This is a genomic window from Micromonospora avicenniae (genome assembly GCF_900156065.1).
Taxonomy (GTDB): Bacteria; Actinomycetota; Actinomycetes; order Mycobacteriales; family Micromonosporaceae; genus Micromonospora; species Micromonospora avicenniae.
Map to the genome: position 1 here is coordinate 35,292 of NZ_FTNF01000001.1, position 16,298 is coordinate 51,589.

Annotated in this window: 16 protein-coding genes and 1 pseudogene; 5 read left to right on the plus strand and 12 right to left on the minus strand. The window is 72.0% G+C overall.

From position 1 onward, the window contains the following. Nucleotides 1-81: 81 nt before the first annotated feature. Together BXA10_RS00155 and BXA10_RS00160 are read right to left on the minus strand one after the other, a co-directional pair. Nucleotides 82-627 (minus strand): LOG family protein, encoded by a 546-nt coding sequence (locus BXA10_RS00155; protein ID WP_076466505.1) that lies wholly within the window; start codon nt 625-627, stop codon nt 82-84. A 105-nt stretch (nt 628-732) separates the two neighbouring features. Then, a pseudogene (locus BXA10_RS00160) lies at nt 733-1,563 on the minus strand (LOG family protein); the annotation flags it as partial. Between the two features lie 155 nt (nt 1,564-1,718). Here BXA10_RS00160 and BXA10_RS31295 point away from each other — a divergent pair. After that, on the plus strand, nt 1,719-1,889 hold the full coding sequence (locus BXA10_RS31295) for a hypothetical protein (RefSeq protein WP_175649069.1): 171 nt from the start codon (nt 1,719-1,721) through the stop codon (nt 1,887-1,889). Between the two features lie 73 nt (nt 1,890-1,962). On the opposite strand, the gene dapE is transcribed toward BXA10_RS31295, so the two are convergent. Further along, a complete protein-coding gene (dapE, locus tag BXA10_RS00165) occupies nt 1,963-3,036 on the minus strand; it encodes a succinyl-diaminopimelate desuccinylase (protein WP_076466506.1) in 1,074 nt (357 codons plus the stop codon). Between the two features lie 79 nt (nt 3,037-3,115). On the opposite strand from dapE, the gene dapD reads away from it, so the two are divergent. Both dapD and BXA10_RS00175 read left to right on the plus strand, forming a co-directional pair. Then, nucleotides 3,116-4,075: a 2,3,4,5-tetrahydropyridine-2,6-dicarboxylate N-succinyltransferase gene (gene dapD, locus BXA10_RS00170; protein WP_076466507.1), complete on the plus strand. Its 960-nt coding sequence runs from the start codon at nt 3,116-3,118 to the stop codon at nt 4,073-4,075. A gap of 263 nt (nt 4,076-4,338) precedes the next feature. After that, entirely contained in the window at nt 4,339-4,896 is a 558-nt protein-coding gene (locus BXA10_RS00175) for a sugar O-acetyltransferase (RefSeq protein WP_076466508.1), read from the plus strand. A 22-nt stretch (nt 4,897-4,918) separates the two neighbouring features. Here BXA10_RS00175 and BXA10_RS00180 read toward each other — a convergent pair whose 3' ends face one another. From BXA10_RS00180 to fdxA, 5 genes are read right to left on the minus strand one after another with little or no spacing between them, the layout of a single operon-like run. After that, complete coding sequence (locus tag BXA10_RS00180; protein ID WP_076466509.1) at nt 4,919-5,566, minus strand: nucleoside/nucleotide kinase family protein; 648 nt, start codon at nt 5,564-5,566, stop codon at nt 4,919-4,921. Further along, on the minus strand, nt 5,566-6,207 hold the full coding sequence (locus BXA10_RS00185) for an SIMPL domain-containing protein (protein ID WP_076466510.1): 642 nt from the start codon (nt 6,205-6,207) through the stop codon (nt 5,566-5,568). The genes BXA10_RS00180 and BXA10_RS00185 overlap by 1 nt, the downstream gene beginning before the upstream one ends. Nucleotides 6,208-6,262: 55 nt before the next feature. After that, on the minus strand, nt 6,263-7,273 hold the full coding sequence (locus BXA10_RS00190) for a prephenate dehydrogenase (protein WP_076466511.1): 1,011 nt from the start codon (nt 7,271-7,273) through the stop codon (nt 6,263-6,265). A gap of 48 nt (nt 7,274-7,321) precedes the next feature. Continuing rightward, the gene (gene dapC / locus BXA10_RS00195; protein WP_245828100.1) at nt 7,322-8,431 is read right to left on the minus strand and encodes a succinyldiaminopimelate transaminase; all 1,110 of its coding nucleotides are present in this window, start codon (nt 8,429-8,431) and stop codon (nt 7,322-7,324) included. Beyond that, a complete protein-coding gene (fdxA, locus tag BXA10_RS31790) occupies nt 8,428-8,754 on the minus strand; it encodes a ferredoxin (protein ID WP_076466513.1) in 327 nt (108 codons plus the stop codon). Before fdxA ends, dapC begins: the two co-directional genes overlap by 4 nt. A gap of 79 nt (nt 8,755-8,833) precedes the next feature. Here fdxA and BXA10_RS00205 point away from each other — a divergent pair, with 79 nt between their 5' ends. Then, complete coding sequence (locus BXA10_RS00205; protein WP_076466514.1) at nt 8,834-9,937, plus strand: GNAT family N-acetyltransferase; 1,104 nt, start codon at nt 8,834-8,836, stop codon at nt 9,935-9,937. Between the two features lie 62 nt (nt 9,938-9,999). On the opposite strand, the gene BXA10_RS00210 is transcribed toward BXA10_RS00205, so the two are convergent. The 3 genes from BXA10_RS00210 to mshB form a co-directional block, all read right to left on the minus strand. Further along, nucleotides 10,000-10,464, minus strand: a complete 465-nt coding sequence (locus BXA10_RS00210; RefSeq protein ID WP_076466515.1) for a hypothetical protein — start codon at nt 10,462-10,464, stop codon at nt 10,000-10,002. A gap of 78 nt (nt 10,465-10,542) precedes the next feature. Next, nucleotides 10,543-10,977: a hypothetical protein gene (locus BXA10_RS00215; RefSeq protein WP_076466516.1), complete on the minus strand. Its 435-nt coding sequence runs from the start codon at nt 10,975-10,977 to the stop codon at nt 10,543-10,545. A gap of 17 nt (nt 10,978-10,994) precedes the next feature. Then, the gene (gene mshB / locus BXA10_RS00220) at nt 10,995-11,918 is read right to left on the minus strand and encodes an N-acetyl-1-D-myo-inositol-2-amino-2-deoxy-alpha-D-glucopyranoside deacetylase (RefSeq protein ID WP_076466517.1); all 924 of its coding nucleotides are present in this window, start codon (nt 11,916-11,918) and stop codon (nt 10,995-10,997) included. A gap of 85 nt (nt 11,919-12,003) precedes the next feature. Here mshB and BXA10_RS00225 point away from each other — a divergent pair, with 85 nt between their 5' ends. Continuing rightward, a complete protein-coding gene (locus BXA10_RS00225; RefSeq protein ID WP_076466518.1) occupies nt 12,004-14,151 on the plus strand; it encodes a prolyl oligopeptidase family serine peptidase in 2,148 nt (715 codons plus the stop codon). 247 nt (nt 14,152-14,398) lie between these two features. Here the strand turns inward: BXA10_RS00225 and BXA10_RS00230 are convergent, their stop codons facing one another. Beyond that, on the minus strand, nt 14,399-16,141 hold the full coding sequence (locus tag BXA10_RS00230; RefSeq protein WP_076466519.1) for an ABC transporter substrate-binding protein: 1,743 nt from the start codon (nt 16,139-16,141) through the stop codon (nt 14,399-14,401). Between the last annotated feature and the right edge of the window lie 157 nt (nt 16,142-16,298).

Below are 16,298 nucleotides of genomic sequence, written 5' to 3' on the forward strand. Positions count from 1 at the left end.
ACGCCGATGCCACGAGCAATAACTTCATGATCAACGGGGGCCGGGCGGGGCGTCGGCGGAGGCCGGGAGGGGAGGTGGGAGTCAGGCCAGGTGGGACTCCAGGACGTCCAGGGCGGCGGGGACGGAGTCGACGACGGTGAGCAGGTCGAGACCGGCCGGCTTGAGGAAGTGCTGATCGGTGAGGTCGGCGAGCCACGCCAGCAGTGGCTGGTAGAAGTGGTCGGCGTCCACGAGCACCATCGGCTTGGCGTGCATGGTGAGGGTGGCGGTCGTCCAGACCTCGAAGAGCTCGTCCAACGTGCCGAGCCCACCGGGCAGCGCCAGGAAAGCGTCCGACTTGTCGATCATCAGGGTCTTGCGGCTGGCCATCGAGTCCGTGACCAACAGCTCGTCCGATCGCAGGTCGGCGACCTCCAGGTCGACCAGCGCCTGCGGTATTACCCCGACGGTCGGCCCGCCGGCCGCCCGCGCGCCGTCGGCGACCGCGCCCATCATCCCGACGCAGCCACCACCGCTGACCAGGGTGTGCCCGCGCCGGGCGATCTCCGCGCCGGTGTCGGTGGCGAGGTCGAGCCAGCGCTGGTCGAGCGTTCGTGAGGAGGCGCAGAAGACACAGATGGCAGCCACTGCTCAGCTCTCCCCCGCCCCGCGGGTCTCGTCGAGCCGGTCGGCGGCCGGCGCCGCGTCCCGCTGGTCAGCGGACACCGCCGCGTCGCGCTGGTCGGCGGCCGAGGCCGCGTCCAGCTGGTCGGCGGCGACGCGGGCCACCGCCTCCTCCCGGACCGCCTCCTGCTCGGCGGAGAGCGCCGCCTCGGCCTCCACGATGTGCCGGACCGCCGCGTCGACGGAGTCGGTGAGGCAGATCAGCTCCAGGTCGACCGGTCCGATCTTGCCGTCGGCCGCCATCGTGTCGCGGAGCCAGTCGATCAGTCCGCGCCAGTACTCCGTGCCCATCAGCACCACCGGGAACCGGGTGACCTTGCCGGTCTGCACCAGGGTGAGCGCCTCGAACAGCTCGTCCATGGTGCCGAACCCGCCGGGGAGCACGACGAACCCGTGGGCGTACTTGACGAACATGGTCTTGCGGGCGAAGAAGTAGCGGAAGTCGATGGCGAGGTCGACCCAGTCGTTGATGCCCTGCTCGAAGGGGAGCTCGATGCCGAGCCCGACCGAGAGGCCACCGGCCCTGCTGGCGCCCCGGTTGGCGGCCTCCATCACGCCCGGGCCACCACCGGTGATCACCGCGTAGCCGGCGCGGGCGAGCGCCTCGCCCAGCTCCTCGGCCAGCCGGCACTCAGGGCTGTCCGGGCCGCTGCGGGCGGAGCCGAAGACGCTGACCGCCGGGGGAAGGTCGGCGAGGGTGTCGAAGCCCTCCACGAACTCCGAGAGGATGCGCAACGCCCGCCAGGCGTCCCTGGTCTTCCAGTCGCTCCGCCCCCGGGAATCGAGCAACCGCTGATCGGCGGTGCTACTCGGGATTGCCTGCCGTCGCAGGGTGACCGCGCCCCGGTGTCGTTCCCGCCCGGGTTGCCGGCCCGCCTCCCGGCCGTTGCTCTGACTCATGCAAGCAACCGTAGTGGAGCGGCTTCGGCCGGGTGCGCGGGGCGAGAACGCTGAGAAATAGTCCGCGATCTTGGGCAACTAAAACCGTCGCCCGTACGTCTTACTATTCACATACCGGGTATGCCCCGGCGCGCGCCTTCGGGGGAGGAGCCAGCGTGATCAGCAACAGCGAGATGATCCGGATCCGTCGTCAGATGCAGCGGCGGATCCGCGACGTGGTGGCCGAGCGCCGCCGCGCCCGCCAGATGGAGCCGGCCGGCGGCGAGCCGACCGGCGACGCCGACGTCCGGCAGACCACCGACCCGTCCCTCACCGCCCAACTCTGACCACCCGCCCAGGCCGGAACCGATCAGGAGGCTCGCGCCATCGACCGCGAGCCTCCTGATCCCGTGTACGGGCTCAGACCGAGGCGAGCCAGCGGTGCAGGGTGGCCGCTCCGTCGCGGATCTTGCTGATCTCGACGTGCTCGTCCTTGTGATGGGCCAGGTTCGGGTCGCCGGGGCCGAAGTTCAACGCCGGAATGCCCAGCGCCGCGAAGCGGGCCACGTCCGTCCAGCCCAGCTTGCCGATCGGTGCCGCGCCGACCGCCGCCAGGAACTCCCGCGCCGGGGGCGCCTCCAGCCCGGGCAGGGCGCCGGCCGCCGCGTCGGTCACCGCCAGGTCGAAGCCGGCGAAGACCTCCCGCAGGTGCGCCTCGGCGGCCGCCGGGTCACGGTCCGGGGCGTACCGATAGTTGATCTCGATCTCGCAGCGGTCGGGAATGACGTTGCCGGCCACCCCGCCGGTGATGCCTACCGCGTTGAGCCCTTCGCGGTAGTCGCAGCCGTCGATGGTCACCCGTCGCGCCTCGTACGTCGTGAGGCGGCGCAACACCTCACCGGCAGCGTGGATGGCGTTCACGCCGTGCCAGGACCGGGCCGCGTGCGCCCGCTCGCCGTGCGTGGTGACGATCGCCCGCATGGTCCCCTGGCAGCCGGCCTCGACGATGCCGTACGTCGGCTCCAGCAGCACCGCGAAGTCCGCCTGGAGCCATTCGGGGTGCGCCTCGCCGACCAGGCGCAGGCCGTTGTACTGCGACTCGATCTCCTCCGCCTCGTAGAAGAAGTACGTGACGTCGTAGCGCGGGTCGGGCAGGGTCACCGCCAGGTGCAGGGCGTACGCCACACCCGACTTCATGTCCGAGGTGCCGCAGCCGTACATCAGATCGCCACGCATGGTGGAGGGGAAGTTGTTGTTCAGCGGCACCGTGTCCAGGTGCCCGGCCAGCACCACCCGCTGGGCACGGTTCAGCTCGGTCCGCGCCATCACCGTGTTGCCGTACCGGTAAGTGGTCAGGTGCGGCACACCCCGGAGCACCTCCTCGACGCAGTCCGCGATCGCCTTCTCGTTGAGGGAGACGGACTCGATGTCGACGAGGGCGCGGGTCAGCGCCACCGGATCGGCGAGGACCTCGGGGGTCAACGGGTTCTCCATGGTTCGCACGGTACCGTCAGAGCCGGTGGGGGTGCCGAGCGAGCTTGCGTCCCCGCGACCGCGAACGAGAGGTGAATCAGTGACGTCCGCGCAATCCGCCTGGGGCATCGGCCTGGCCACGGTCACCGCCGACGAGCAGGTGCTCGACACCTGGTACCCGACCGGCAAGCTGGGGCTCGGCGAGCTTCCGCTGGTGGCCGGCGAGGAGAAGGCGGACGTGCTCGACCTGCCGCCGTCGTCGGTCGGCGAGCGGACCCTGCCCGGCCTGCGTACCGTCCAGGTGATCACCGTCATCGGCTCGCTGGACGATCCGATCAAGGACGCGCCGGACGCGTACCTCCGGTTGCACCTGCTCTCCCACCGCCTGGTGCGGCCGAACGGACTCAACCTCGACGGCATCTTCGGCAAGTTGGCGAACGTGGCCTGGACCTCGGCCGGGCCGTGCCCGCCGGAGCGGGTCGACGAACTGCGGGTGATCGAGCGGGCCGCCGGCCGTTACCTGGCCGTGTACGGGGTGGACAAGTTCCCCCGGATGACCGACTACGTGGTGCCCTCCGGAGTGCGGATCGCCGACGCCGACCGGGTCCGCCTCGGCGCGCACCTGGCCTCCGGCACCACCGTGATGCACGAGGGCTTCGTGAACTTCAACGCCGGCACGCTCGGCACCTCGATGGTCGAGGGACGGATCGTGCAGGGTGTGGCGGTCGGCGACGGCTCCGACATCGGTGGCGGCGCCTCGATCATGGGCACTCTCTCCGGTGGCGGCACCGAGAAGATCCGCATCGGTGAGCGGAGCCTGATCGGGGCGAACGCCGGCGTCGGCATCTCCCTCGGCGACGACTGCGTGGTCGAGGCCGGCTGCTACATCACCGCCGCCTCGAAGATCACCCTGCCGGACGGCCGGGTGGTCAAGGCCCGTGACCTCTCCGGCGTGGACGGCCTGCTCTTCTGGCGCAACTCGGTCACCGGCGCGCTGGAGGCCAAGCCGCGCACCGGCCGGGGTATCGAGCTGAACGCCGCGCTGCACGCCAACGACTGACGCGGTGACTCCTCCGGGCCCGCGGTCGCCCGCCGGCCCGGAGGAGCCCACCCCTCACCTCAAGCGGTACGCCTGGATGATGTGCTGGGTCAGAGCTGCTCCGGTCAACTTCCGTGTTCGGTGCAACGGATCCTCCCTGCTGGGGCGTCGCACCAGATGGAGACATCGACGCCGACCAGCGTTGTATACCCCGTATGCAGCAAAGAGTCAGGAATTTGACTGACTTACCGGCAGTAGGTGTGAAAGATCGGGATGATCTGCCGGTGACCTCCATGAAGCGGCGCATGCTCGCCGGCGAGCTGTACCAGGCCGGCGACCCGGAGATCGCCGCCGACCTGGCCCGCGCCGCGCGGCTTATGGAACGCTTCAACACCAGCCCGGCCGACGACCCCCGGACCCGGCTCGCGGCCCTGCGGGACCTGCTCGGCGCGGTGGGCGACGACACCTGGATCCGGCCACCGTTCTACTGCGACTACGGCTCACGGATCCGGATCGGGCCGCGCTGCTTCGTCAACTTCAACGCGGTCTTCCTCGACGTCGCGCCGATCTCCATCGGCGCCGACGTCCAGATCGGACCGAACGTCCAACTGCTCACCCCGACACACCCCGTCGAGCCGGAGCCACGCCGGGCGAAGTGGGAGTCGGCCACGCCGATCACACTCGGCGACAACGTCTGGCTCGGCGGGGGCGTCATCGTGCTCGCCGGGGTGAACGTCGGGGCGAACACGGTAGTCGGCGCCGGTGCCGTGGTGACCCGCGACCTACCACCGAACGTCGTCGCGCTCGGCAACCCCGCTCGCCCCGTACGCCCCGTCGAATGACCCGATCAGCCCTGGGGTGCGGTCACCCCGGAGGCGCCTCGGTCAACCGAACCACCAGGTCCGCCCGGTCGGCGGTGCCGGTCACCAGCGCCGCGTTCCGCTCGTCACTGCCCATCGCCCACGCCCGCGCCTCCGCCTCGGACCGTCCGTACGCGACGTGCCGGGCGGTGAGCCGGCGCAGCCGCAGCCCGGCGTCCAGGTCGAGGAACCAGGCCTCATGCAGCAGAGAACGCACCTCGTCCCAGGGGCTCTGCCGCAGCAACAGGTAGTTGCCCTCGGTCACCACCAGGCGCACCGCCGGCGGCACCTCGATGGCTCCGGCGATCGGCTCCTCCAGGTCACGGCGGAACGCGGGCGCGTAGACGGAGGTCGGTTCGAGCCGGTGCAGCCGACGCAGCAGGGAGACGTACCCGTTGGCGTCGAAGGTGTCGGCCGCGCCCTTGCGGTCGGCACGGCCGAGCCGCACCAGTTCCGACTGGGCGAGGTGGAAACCGTCCATCGGCACCAGCCGGGCAGCCGGCCCGACCCCGGCGACGATCCGTTCGGCGAGGGTGGACTTGCCCGCCCCCGGGGCGCCCGCGATGCCGAGCAGCTGGCGGGGACCGTCCTCGGCCAGCGAGCGCGCCCGCTCGATCAACTCCTCGACCGGGAGCACGCGTGCCTGCGCCATCAGCTCAGGACCGCCTCGGTGATCGCGAACCGCGCCTGCACGGCGGCCTGCACGCTCTGCGGCTGCGGATCGAGGTCGAGCTCCGGCCGCCCGCCCGCCTCGGCGCCGCCGGCGTACGCCATCCGGGCCATCATCGGCCGCTCGACGCCGGTGTCCGCGAGCTCGATCAGCGCGGTGACGCGTGCACCCAGCGCCTCGGCGTACTCCCGGCCCCGGGCCAGCGCGTCGGCGATCGCGGCGCGCCGCACCTGCCGGTACGCCGGGCTGTCCGGGCGCAGCGACCACCAGGGCCCGGCGACCTCCACCTGATCCTGCTCGGCAAGGCGGAGCATGAGCTCACCGAGGGCGGTGAAGTCGCTGACCGTGACGGTGGTGGTGACCGCGCCGTGCCAGGCGACCACCCGCTCGGTGGTGCGCCGGGTCTCCGGGCGCACCCGCAGGTCACCGGTGTCCCTGCGGTCGATCGCCGTGTCCTCGCCGTCCAGCAGCACCCGGACGGCGGCGGCCCGCTCGGCCAGCCTGGTCAGGGTGGTCTCACGATCCCGGTCGCGGGCCGTCACGGTGACCGTGAAGGCGGCCAGCTCCGGCGCCACCTCCCGGTACGCCTCCCCGCGTACCGTCACCACCGGCCCGTCCACCATGCCCTCACCCTAGTCGTGGCCGCGTCCGAGCGTCGGGTCAGTGCTCAGCCCACGCTCACGCCGGCGGCCGGCGCCCGAGGTACGTCACCACGTCCGCACCGGTCTCGCAGCCGGTCAGGTAACCGCCGGCGGAACCCAGCTCCAGCAGGTACGCCAGCTCGGTGGCGTGGTCCCCGCCGGCCGGGAACTCACTCCGGCACTCGTCCAGCGTCCGGGCGAACAGCGCGTGGCGCAGCTCCTGTGCCTGCCGGTAGCGCTCGACCAGCGCGTCCTGGTCGTCCCGGCGGATCGCGTCGACCAGCCCGTCGAGCACCGCGCGGACCTGGTCCAGCTGGCGGAGCACCTGGTCCCGGTTCTGGAAGAGCATGTCCGCGATGCGCTCCGCGGGCGTACCCACCACCCGGGTGCCGTCCCGGAAACTCCCGGCGGCCAGGCCGAGCACGGCGTCCCGGACGTCCACGTCGGCCGCCGCTGCGGCGAGGCTGCCCGCCAGCAGGTGGGGGACGTGGGACGAGAGGGCGACCACCGAGTCGTGCACCGTCGGCGCCATCGGCACCACGCGGGCCGAGAACACCGTGACGAGGAGGCCGGTCAGCAGCCGGAAGGGCCCGATCCCCTCGGGTGCCGGGCAGAGGACCCAGGCCGCACCGTCGAACAGTTCGGGCGCGGCCGCCGTCAGCCCGGAGCGCTCGGTGCCCGCCATGGGATGGCCGGGCACGAACCGGCCGGCCAGACCGTGCTCGACGGCGAAGCGGGCCACCGCACCCTTGGTACTGCCGACATCGGTGATCACACAGTGGTCACCGGTCCGCCGAGCCACGGTGAGCAGGGTCTCCGGCAGGCTCGAGAGCGGCCCGGCGAGGAACACGACGTCCCGGTCCCGGACCGCGTCCGCCAACTCGTCGGGGAAACGAACGCCCTGGTCGCGGCCCAGCGCACGGGTCGCCGGATCCGGGTCCCAACCGGTGACGTCCGGGTACGTCTCCCGCAGCCGGAGCAGGATGGAACCGCCGATGAGGCCGGTGCCCACCACCGCGATCCTCGGCCCGACTGATCTGTCCACCATCACGTCCCTCGGCGTTCCGGCCGTGCCGCCACGGACGGCGGCACGACCTCAGCGCTCGGCGAGCCGGCCGGCCACCGCTGCGACGCGCTCGTCGGACTCGGTCAGCGCGATCCGGACGTGCTGCTCACCGGCCGGGCCGTAGAAGGCGCCCGGAGCGACGAGAATGCCCCGGCGGGCCAGCCAGTCGACGGTCTCCCAGCAGTCCTCACCGCGGGTCGCCCAGAGGTAGAGGCCCGCCTCCGAGTGCTCGATGGTGAAGCCCGCCGCGTCGAACGCCTGGCGCAGCGTCTCGCGCCGCGCCCGGTAGCGCTCCCGCTGCTCCTCGGCGTGCTGCTCGTCCTGCAGGGCCGCCACCATCGCCGCCTGCACGGGTGCGGGCACGATCATGCCGGCGTGCTTGCGCACCGCGAGCAGCTCGGCCACCAGCGCCGGATCCCCGGCCACGAAACCGGCCCGGTAGCCGGCCAGGTTCGAGCGCTTGGAGAGCGAGTGCACCGCCAGCACGCCGTCGTACGAGCCGCCACAGACCTCGGGCGACAGCACCGAGACCGGCTCGGCCGACCAGCCCAGCGGCAGGTAGCACTCGTCACTGGCGACGACCGCGCCCCGCTCACGTGCCCAGTCGACCACCTTGCGCAGGTGGCGGGCGGGCAGCACCTTGCCGGTCGGGTTTCCCGGGGAGTTGACCCAGACCAGCCGGACCCGCGAGTTCGGGCCGACCGACGTCAGCGAGTCGCTGCGTACCGCCGTGGCGCCAGCGAGCCGGACACCCACCTCGTACGTCGGGTAGCTCACCGACGGCACCACGACCACGTCACCGGGCCCGATCCCGAGCAGGGTCGGCAGCCAGGCGACGAGCTCCTTGGAGCCGATGCTCGGCAGCACGCCCAGACCGTCCACCCCGGCGCCGCAGGCGCGGGCCACCCAGGCGCTGATCGCCGCCCGCAGTGCGGGGGTGCCGGCGGTCAGCGGGTAGCCGGGGGCGTCGGACGCGTCAGCCAGCGCCTGCCGGATCACCTGGGGCACCGGGTCGACAGGCGTGCCGACGGAGAGGTTGATCAGACCGTCGGGGTGCGCTGCGGCCACGGTGGCCGACGCGTCCAGGGTGTCCCAGGGGAACTCCGGCAGGCGCGCCGAGACCGGCGCGGGGCGGTTCAGTGTCCCTCGCCGCGGGGCGGCTGCGCGGCGACGAACGCCGCGTCCTTCTCCACCTTGCCGATCTTCGAGGCGCCACCGGGCGAGCCGAGGTCCTCGAAGAACTCGTAGTTGGCGCCGGTGTAGTCCTTCCACTGCTCCGGGACGTCGTCCTCGTAGAAGATCGCCTCGACGGGGCACACGGGCTCACAGGCACCACAGTCGACGCACTCGTCGGGGTGGATGTAGAGCATCCGGTTGCCCTCGTAAATGCAGTCGACCGGGCACTCCTCGATGCATGCCTTGTCGAGCACATCCACGCACGGCTCGGCGATGATGTAGGTCACCGGTCTTCTCCTCCGCAAGACGCGCCGCGATCTCCCGCGACGGTAAGAGCCTAGTATCTCGCCGGGGAGGGGGTCGATCGTGCTGGGTCAGCAGGATGTGGGACACCGGATCGTGATTCGACGGATTGTAGGCATTCGCGAAGGCCGACCGCTCTTCTCCGACGCCCTCGGCGAGCTGGTCGAGCTGGACGAGACCCATCTCACGTTGGCCACCGCCCAGGGCCCGCTGCGGGTGCCCCGGGCCCAGGTGCACCGCGCCAAACGGGTGCCGCCGGCCCGCCGTCCCACCGCGGCGGCCGTGGTCGACCTGGAACTGGCCGCCGACGAGGCCTGGCCGGCCCCGACACACGAACCGCTGGGCGGCTGGCTGCTGCGTGCCGCAGACGGCTGGACCGGCCGGGCCAACTCGGCGCTGCCGGTCGGCGACCCGGACCGGCCGCTGCCGGCCGCCCTGGACGCGGTCGAGCGGTGGTACGCCGAACGCGGGCTTCCCTCGATGGTGAACACCCCGTTGCCGCTCGCCGCGCCGGTCGGCGCCGAACTGGACGCCCGGGGTTGGAGCAGCCGCCCACCGGTGCTGGTGCAGACCGCACCGCTGCCGCTGCCGCACGCCGCCCCGCCGGCCACCGGCGCTGTTCGGCGGGAACCGCCCGCGCCCGACGGCGCCGCCACGCGGCTGCCCGCCACGCCGGCTCAGGCCGCGCCACCGCACGGCGAGCGGGTGCCCGAGCCGGATGGTGGCCCGGCGGACCCGGCGGCGCGGAAGGGACCCGGCGAGCTGGCGGTGGTCCGGCTGATGCCCGCCCCCACGCCGGAGTGGCTGGCTGTCGTGGGCGACCGCAAGGCCGGCCTGCCGGAGGCCGCCCGCCACGTGCTGACCGCCGTGGACCAGGTCCGCTTCGCACACGCGTACGCCGACGGCACCCTGGTCGGAATCGGCCGGGGCACGGTGACCGGGCGGGGACGCTGGCTGGGGCTGACCCTCATCGAGGTGCTGCCGGCGGCCCGCCGGCAAGGGCTGGCCGGCCGGATCGTCCGCGCACTCGCCCAGTGGGGTGCGGAGGCCGGTGCCACGCACGCCTTCCTCCAGGTCGAACAGCGCAACACCGCGGCGGTGGCCCTCTACCAGCGGCTCGGCTTCACCACCCATCACACGTACCTGACCCGCGTCGCACCGCACTGACCCGTCCGGGGAGCGCGACCCGACCCCGACCGGGCCGGGTCAGCTCGACCGACCGGACCCGGTCAGCGCCGGACGACCTTCGGGGGCTTGGCGGCCTTCAGCTCGGTGTACCGCTTGAGGCTCTGCGACCGGTGATCGAGGCCGAGCGCGGTGGCGACCAGGTAGCCGACCAGCGTCCCCGCCAGCGTGGCCCCGAGGTAGAGCCAGATCTGGGCGAAGAACGTGCCCGCGCCGCCGGCGAACGGGCTGTCGCCGACCAGCAGCGGGCCGACCAGCACGGTCAGCACCATCGCGACCAGCACCGCGCCCGCCGCGTCGGCCGCCCACTCGCCCAGCGGTCGACGCCGCGCCCAGAGGAAGGCGACCACGGCGAGGATCACCCCGATCAGCACGAACATGCCGAGCGACACCCGGTCGGCGACGGCGTCCTCGCCGTCGAACCCGAAGTGGATGATCAGCCGGGCGACCACGTTGATCGCGAAGAGCACCCCGGCGAGCACCCCGATGTCGCGCCAACGCTTGTCCATCGCACGGCCTCCCGCCACACCGTTCCCTCGAACGGTTTCCTGGCAGGAATATCTACCACTCGAACCTGTGTCTCGTCATCACCCGCGTGGCGACGGAGGCGGTGCGAGGATCTGGCGGAAACCCATCACGGCGAACGTCATCGCGCCGGCCACGATCATGACGAGGCCGACCCAGTTGTCACCGGCGAGGAGCAGGTCCCCCTCGGACGTCCGGACCGCCGCGACGACCATCAGCAGGAACCACGGCACCGCCGGCAGCGCCACCGACCAACGGCGCCCGACGGCCTGGTGGGCGAACCAGCCGAGCACGATGTTCGCGCCGACCGCCACCAGCACCGACAGGCCGACGAGCTGGCCGGCCACCCGGAGCGTGGCGAGCAGCAGCTCCACCACCCCGGTCACCGCTCCGGCCACCACCGCAACGAGACCACCGGCCACCTTGAGACCGAGATCGAGCAGGCGCGGCGGCGGCCCCGCCGGCGGCGGGCTGGTCTCTTCCGGGGCGACCGACATCGGGGCGGCGGGGAGTGTCACCGCAGACCGGCCGCCGCTGCCGGGGCCCGGTCCGGGCGGTCGTCGGCGAGGCCGGCGAAGAGGTCGTCCTCCCAGCCGTACGGGCCGCTGCCCGGCCCCTTCTCCCCCTTCGCGAGGGTGTAGTACTCGACGCCCATGAACTCGCCGCCGATGCTGCCGGCGATCGTGTAGAGCCACGAGGTGGCCGGGATCTGGGTGGCGTGGGCGCGCATCGCGGCCTGCTTCGCGGCATGCCGCTCGGTGGCGTCGATCCGGGCCGCGATCTGCTCGTCGGGAGTGCCGAACGGCAGCTCCGAGACGTCGTCGATACCGGCGAACGGGTTGTCGGACGACTCGACGAACTGGTTCATGCCGGCCTTGAGCACGCTGAGCGGCATGGCCGTCCAGTAGACCTTGGCCGGGGCGACACCCTCGGCCTCGGCCAACTCGACCGCGCGCATCGCCACCCGGTTCGCCTGGATGTGGTCCGGGTGCCCGTAGAAGCCGTTCTCGTCGTACGTGATCATGACCTGGGGCCGGATCTCGCGCATGACCTCGACCAGGTGTCCGGCGGCCTCGTCCAGGTCGGCCTGCCAGAAGGCCCGGCGGTGCTCGTTGGTGGCCAGCCCCATCATCCCGGAGTCGCGGTAGCGGCCCGCGCCGCCGAGGAAGCGGTGGTCGGTGACACCCAGCGCCGCGCAGGCGGCGTTCAACTCGGCGATCCGGTAGCCGCCGAGCTGGTCGGCCTGGTCGGCGGCGAGCTGCGCCAGCGCCGGCACGTGGATCTCGCCCTCCTCGCCGAGCGTGCAGGTCACCAGCGTCACGTGCGCGCCGGTGGCGGCGTAGTGGGCCATCGTCGAGCCGGTGCCGATGGTCTCGTCGTCGGGGTGCGCGTGGACCAGCAGCAGGCGGCGGTCGGGCAGGGTCGTCACGCCCGTCACTCTAACCGGCGGTTCCGTCCGGCCGGCGCCAACGCGTCCGCGCAGGTCGGCCACATCACCCCGGGAGCCGACTTACGATCTGGCCGTGGACTATCCGGAGCTGGCCGCCCGTACCCGCCGGTTCAGCCACGGCGCGCCGCGCGCCGTCTCCGTGGCCGACGACGGATCCCGGGTGATCTTCCTGCGCTCGGCCGGCCCCGAGGACCCGGCCGACGCGCTCTGGCTCCTGGACGTCGCCACGGGCGAGGAACGGCTGGTCGCCGATCCGGCGGTGCTGCTCGGCGCGGACACCGGTCCCACCGAACTCTCCCCCGGCGAGCGCGCGCTGCGCGAACGACTCCGGCTCAGTGCCGACGGCATCGGCTCGTATGCCCTCGACGCCGCCGGCCGGGTGGCGGTCTTCGCGATCGCCGGCCGGCTGTTCCGCGCCGACCTGGTGCACGGCGACGTCGTCGAGGTGGCCGCCGTCGGACCGGTGCTCGATCCCCGTCCGGATCCGACCGGCGAGCGGCTCGCCTACGTCACCGACGCGACGGACGGGGTTCGCCGGGGCGAGCTGCGGGTCGTCGACGCCGACGGCACCGACACGATGCTCGCCGGCGAGGACTCCGGCGTCACCTGGGGCCTGGCCGAGCACATCGCGGCCGAGGAGTTCGACCGCTTCCGCGGCTACTGGTGGGCGCCGGACGGCCGTTCGGTGCTTGCGGCCCGGGTCGACGAGTCCCGGCTCGACCGGTGGCACCTGCACGATCCGGCCGACCCGGCCACCCCGCCGACGACCGTCGCGTACCCCCGGGCCGGGGGACCGAACGCCGAGGTCAGCCTGCACCTGCTCGACCTCGACGGCGGCTGGGTCGACGTGCACTGGGACCGGGAGACCTATCCCTACCTGACCGCGGTGAGCTGGAACGACGGCGGCCCGCTGATCACCGTGCTGCGTCGTTCGCAGCAGCACGGCCTCGTGCTCGCGGTGGATCCACGCACGGGTGAGACCCAGGTGCACGCCGAGCTGGCCGATCCGCGCTGGGTCGAGCCGATCGCCGGCACCCCCGCCCACCTGCCCGACGGCCGGGTGCTGGTCGGCGGCGAACTGGCGCACGACGGGTACGACGCGCGCTGTCTGTTCGCCGACGGCACGCTGCTCACCCCGCCCTCGCTGTACGTGCGGCGGGTGGTGGGACGGCTGCCCACCGTCGGCGCGGGCGCACCCGATCTGCTGGTCGAGGCGAGTGACGGTGAGCCGAGCGAACGGCACCTGTTCCGGGTACGCACGACGATCGGCGGCGGGGTCGACGCCCGGCGGTTGACCTCCGACTCGGGCTGGCACACCGCCGCCGTCGGCGGGGACGTGCTCGTGGTGGGCGTCGCCTCGCTCGACCATGCGGGAACGCGATGGACGGTCTGGCGCGGGGCCGAGGAGGTGGCGGTGCTGGAGTCGCGCGCCGCCGTCGCGCCGTACTCGCCGCTGCCGCTGCTGGAGCGGGTGACCGACCGGCGATTGCCCAGCGCGGTGCTCTACCCGAACAGCTACGTGACCGGCCGCCGGTTGCCCGTGCTGCTGGACGTCTACGGCGGCCCGGGCCACCAGGAGGTGGTCGCGGCGCGGGCACCCTGGCTGGAGCGGCAGTGGTGGGCCGATGCCGGGTTCGCGGTGGTGGTCGTGGACAACCGTGGTACGCCGGGGGTGGCGCCGTCGTTCGAGAAGGCGATCCACCGGCGGGTGGCCGACGTTGTCCTGCTCGACCAGGTGGAGGCGCTCACCGCGCTCGCCGACAAGCACCCGGATCTGGATCTGAGCCGGGTGGCGGTGCGGGGCTGGTCGTTCGGCGGCTGGCTGGCCGGGCTGGCGGTGCTGCGCCATCCGGAGTTGTTCCGCTGCGGCATCGCCGGCGCTCCGGTGTCCGACTGGAGTCTCTACGACACCGCCTACACCGAGCGCTACCTCGGGATGCCGGACGAGGGTGTGGACGTCTACGCGCACCATTCGCTGGTCGAGTTGGCCACCGAGCCGGTGACCGGTCCGGAGGAGGCTCGCCCGCTGCTGCTGGTACACGGCATGGCCGACGACAATGTGGTCGCCGCGCACACCCTGCGGCTGTCGGCCGCGCTGCTCTCCTCCGGCCGGCCGCACTCGGTGCTGCCGCTGACCGGCGCGACGCACATGGCCGCGGGCGGCACCGCGGAGCGCCTGCTCCGGCTGGAGCTGGACTTCGTCCGCACGCACCTGGGCTAGGACGCGACCAGGCCGACCGCGACCAGCTCGACCGAGGTCCGGGGCGACAGCGACCGAGAGCTCGATACCTCTGAGGCATATTTATGACTCAGAGGTATCAAGCTGGAATTCGCCTAGGTGTCCTGCCGCTCCCCATCCTCAACCACCCCGAGCTGACGAACCAGGAACCCGACCGGTCGACGCCGAGTGAGCAAGAGGCCCCCGGCCGACGACGCTGTCGTCCGGGGGCCCGTTTCGTGCGGCGGGACTACTGCTTGACGTACGCGTTCACGAACGCGGGGTAGCCGAAGACGCTGGAGATGAAGACGCCGCCGGCCTTGGAGCCGTGCACGTTGTAGGCCACGTCGACGAAGAGCGGCACGACCGGGGCGTACTCCTTCATGATCCGCTCGTCGAGCTTGGCCCACTCCGGGCCCTGCTCGGCGGGGGACATGGCCAGGATCCGGTCCATCTCGGCGTTGATCGCCGGGTCGTTGAAGTACGACTGGTTGCTGTTGCCCTCGGGCTTGATGGTGCGCCCGTCGTAGAGCACCGGCAGGATCGACGCGCCGCTCGGCCAGTCCGCCGCCCAGTTACCGATGTACAGGTCCCAGGGGTTGTCCTTCTTCTTGATCTCGTCGAGCTTCGCGTCGTCCGGGATGTTCCGCAGCGTGATCTTGAAGCCGGCCCGCTCCAGGTTGGCCTTGAGCTGGGTGCCCTGAATTTGCTCGGTCGCGCCGTCGGAGACGCCGAGGACCAGCTCCGGGGTCTGACCGCCGAGCAGCTCCTTGACCTTGTCCAGGTTGCCGCTGGCCCCGGCCGGGTACGCGTCGTACGCCTTGTAGCCGATGGTCGACGGCGGCATCAGCGTGGTGAGCGGCGCGGCGACGGTCGGCCCACCCATCGCCTTGATCAGACCCTCACGGTCGATCGCGTAGTTGAGCGCCTGGCGGATCTTCAGGTCCTTGACCCGTTGGTTGTTGATGACGAGCTGGTTGGCGCTCGGCGTCGGCGAGAGGATCGTGCGGGACTTCAGGGCGGCGTCCCCGGCCACCTTGGCGACCAGCGAGGCCGGCACGGTGTTGAAGGCGAGCGCGCTCTGGTCGGGCCCGTTGTCGGCGATCACCCGGTTGCTGGCAGCGTCCGGGGTCGGGCCGAAGGTCCAGACGAACTGGTCCGGGTACTGGTGCCGGACCGGGTCGGTCTTGGCGTCCCAGTTCGGGTTCCGATCGAGGGTCAGCTTGACGCCGACCTGGTTGTCGGCGATCTTGTACGGCCCGGACGAGAACGGCTTGTTGTCGAGGTTGACGCCGGTGTCCTTCGCGGGCGGCAGCGGCGCGGTGGTCGGCAACGAGACCGCGAACGGCAGGTCACAGCGGGGCTTGGAGAACTCGAAGCGCAGCGTCTTCTCGTCCGGCGTGGTCAGGCCGGGCGGCAGCGAGCCCTTGTTCTTCTTGAAGTCCCACTTGGTGTCGAACTGCGGGGTGTCGGCCAGCCACTCCTGGATGTAGGTCGGGCCGCCGGTGAGGTCCGGGTCGAAGGAGCGGGCGATGCCGTAGGCGATCTCCTTCGAGGTGATCGGGCTACCGTCCTCGAACTTGACCCCGTCCTTGATCTTGAATTCCCAGACCTTGCAGTCCTTGTTGACGTCGCTGCCGGGGGTCTCGGCGAGGTCACCGACGAGGACCAGGCCGCCCTTGCCGTCGTCCTTCCAGGTGGTGAGGTAACGCGCGAAGAGCGGGCTCGCCATCAGCCCGGCGAACGAGTACGTCCGCTGCGGGTCCAGGTGGGAGATGGGGGTCTCCCGGATGATGGTGAAGGTGCCGCCCTTGCTCGCCCCCGCCACCTCCGCGGCCGGGCCCTGCGAGTCCTTCGGGTCGGTCGCGATCACCCCGGTCTGCGTACGGCCGGTGTCCACGGTGGTGCCTTCGCCCGTGTTCTTCGAGCAGGCACCCAACGCCACAACCAGTGCGATCGCGCCGCCTGCGGCGGCCACCACGCGTGGTCGCATCTCCTACCTCCTCCACCCATCTGACCTGCGGTCCGCCGGAGGTGGAACCGCCGACGTCCCGAGGATCGTAAAGAAGAAAACCTACGAGTTGTGTAACAGTTCTCGATAACTTTCATCATCACCCGGCGGCCCCGCCCCGGCCGCGCCGCCGCCGGGG

Bases quoted from the DNA above. Each gene is read 5' to 3' on its own strand.
- BXA10_RS00210 (WP_076466515.1), bottom strand. From the start codon at position 10,464: ATGGACAAGCGTTGGCGCGACATCGGGGTGCTCGCCGGGGTGCTCTTC.
- BXA10_RS00180 (WP_076466509.1), bottom strand. From the start codon at position 5,566: ATGGCGCAGGCACGCGTGCTCCCGGTCGAGGAGTTGATCGAGCGGGCG.
- BXA10_RS00230 (WP_076466519.1), bottom strand. From the start codon at position 16,141: ATGCGACCACGCGTGGTGGCCGCCGCAGGCGGCGCGATCGCACTGGTT.
- dapE (WP_076466506.1), bottom strand. From the start codon at position 3,036: ATGGAGAACCCGTTGACCCCCGAGGTCCTCGCCGATCCGGTGGCGCTG.
- BXA10_RS00190 (WP_076466511.1), bottom strand. From the start codon at position 7,273: ATGGTGGACAGATCAGTCGGGCCGAGGATCGCGGTGGTGGGCACCGGC.
- BXA10_RS00215 (WP_076466516.1), bottom strand. From the start codon at position 10,977: ATGTCGGTCGCCCCGGAAGAGACCAGCCCGCCGCCGGCGGGGCCGCCG.
- BXA10_RS00185 (WP_076466510.1), bottom strand. From the start codon at position 6,207: ATGGTGGACGGGCCGGTGGTGACGGTACGCGGGGAGGCGTACCGGGAG.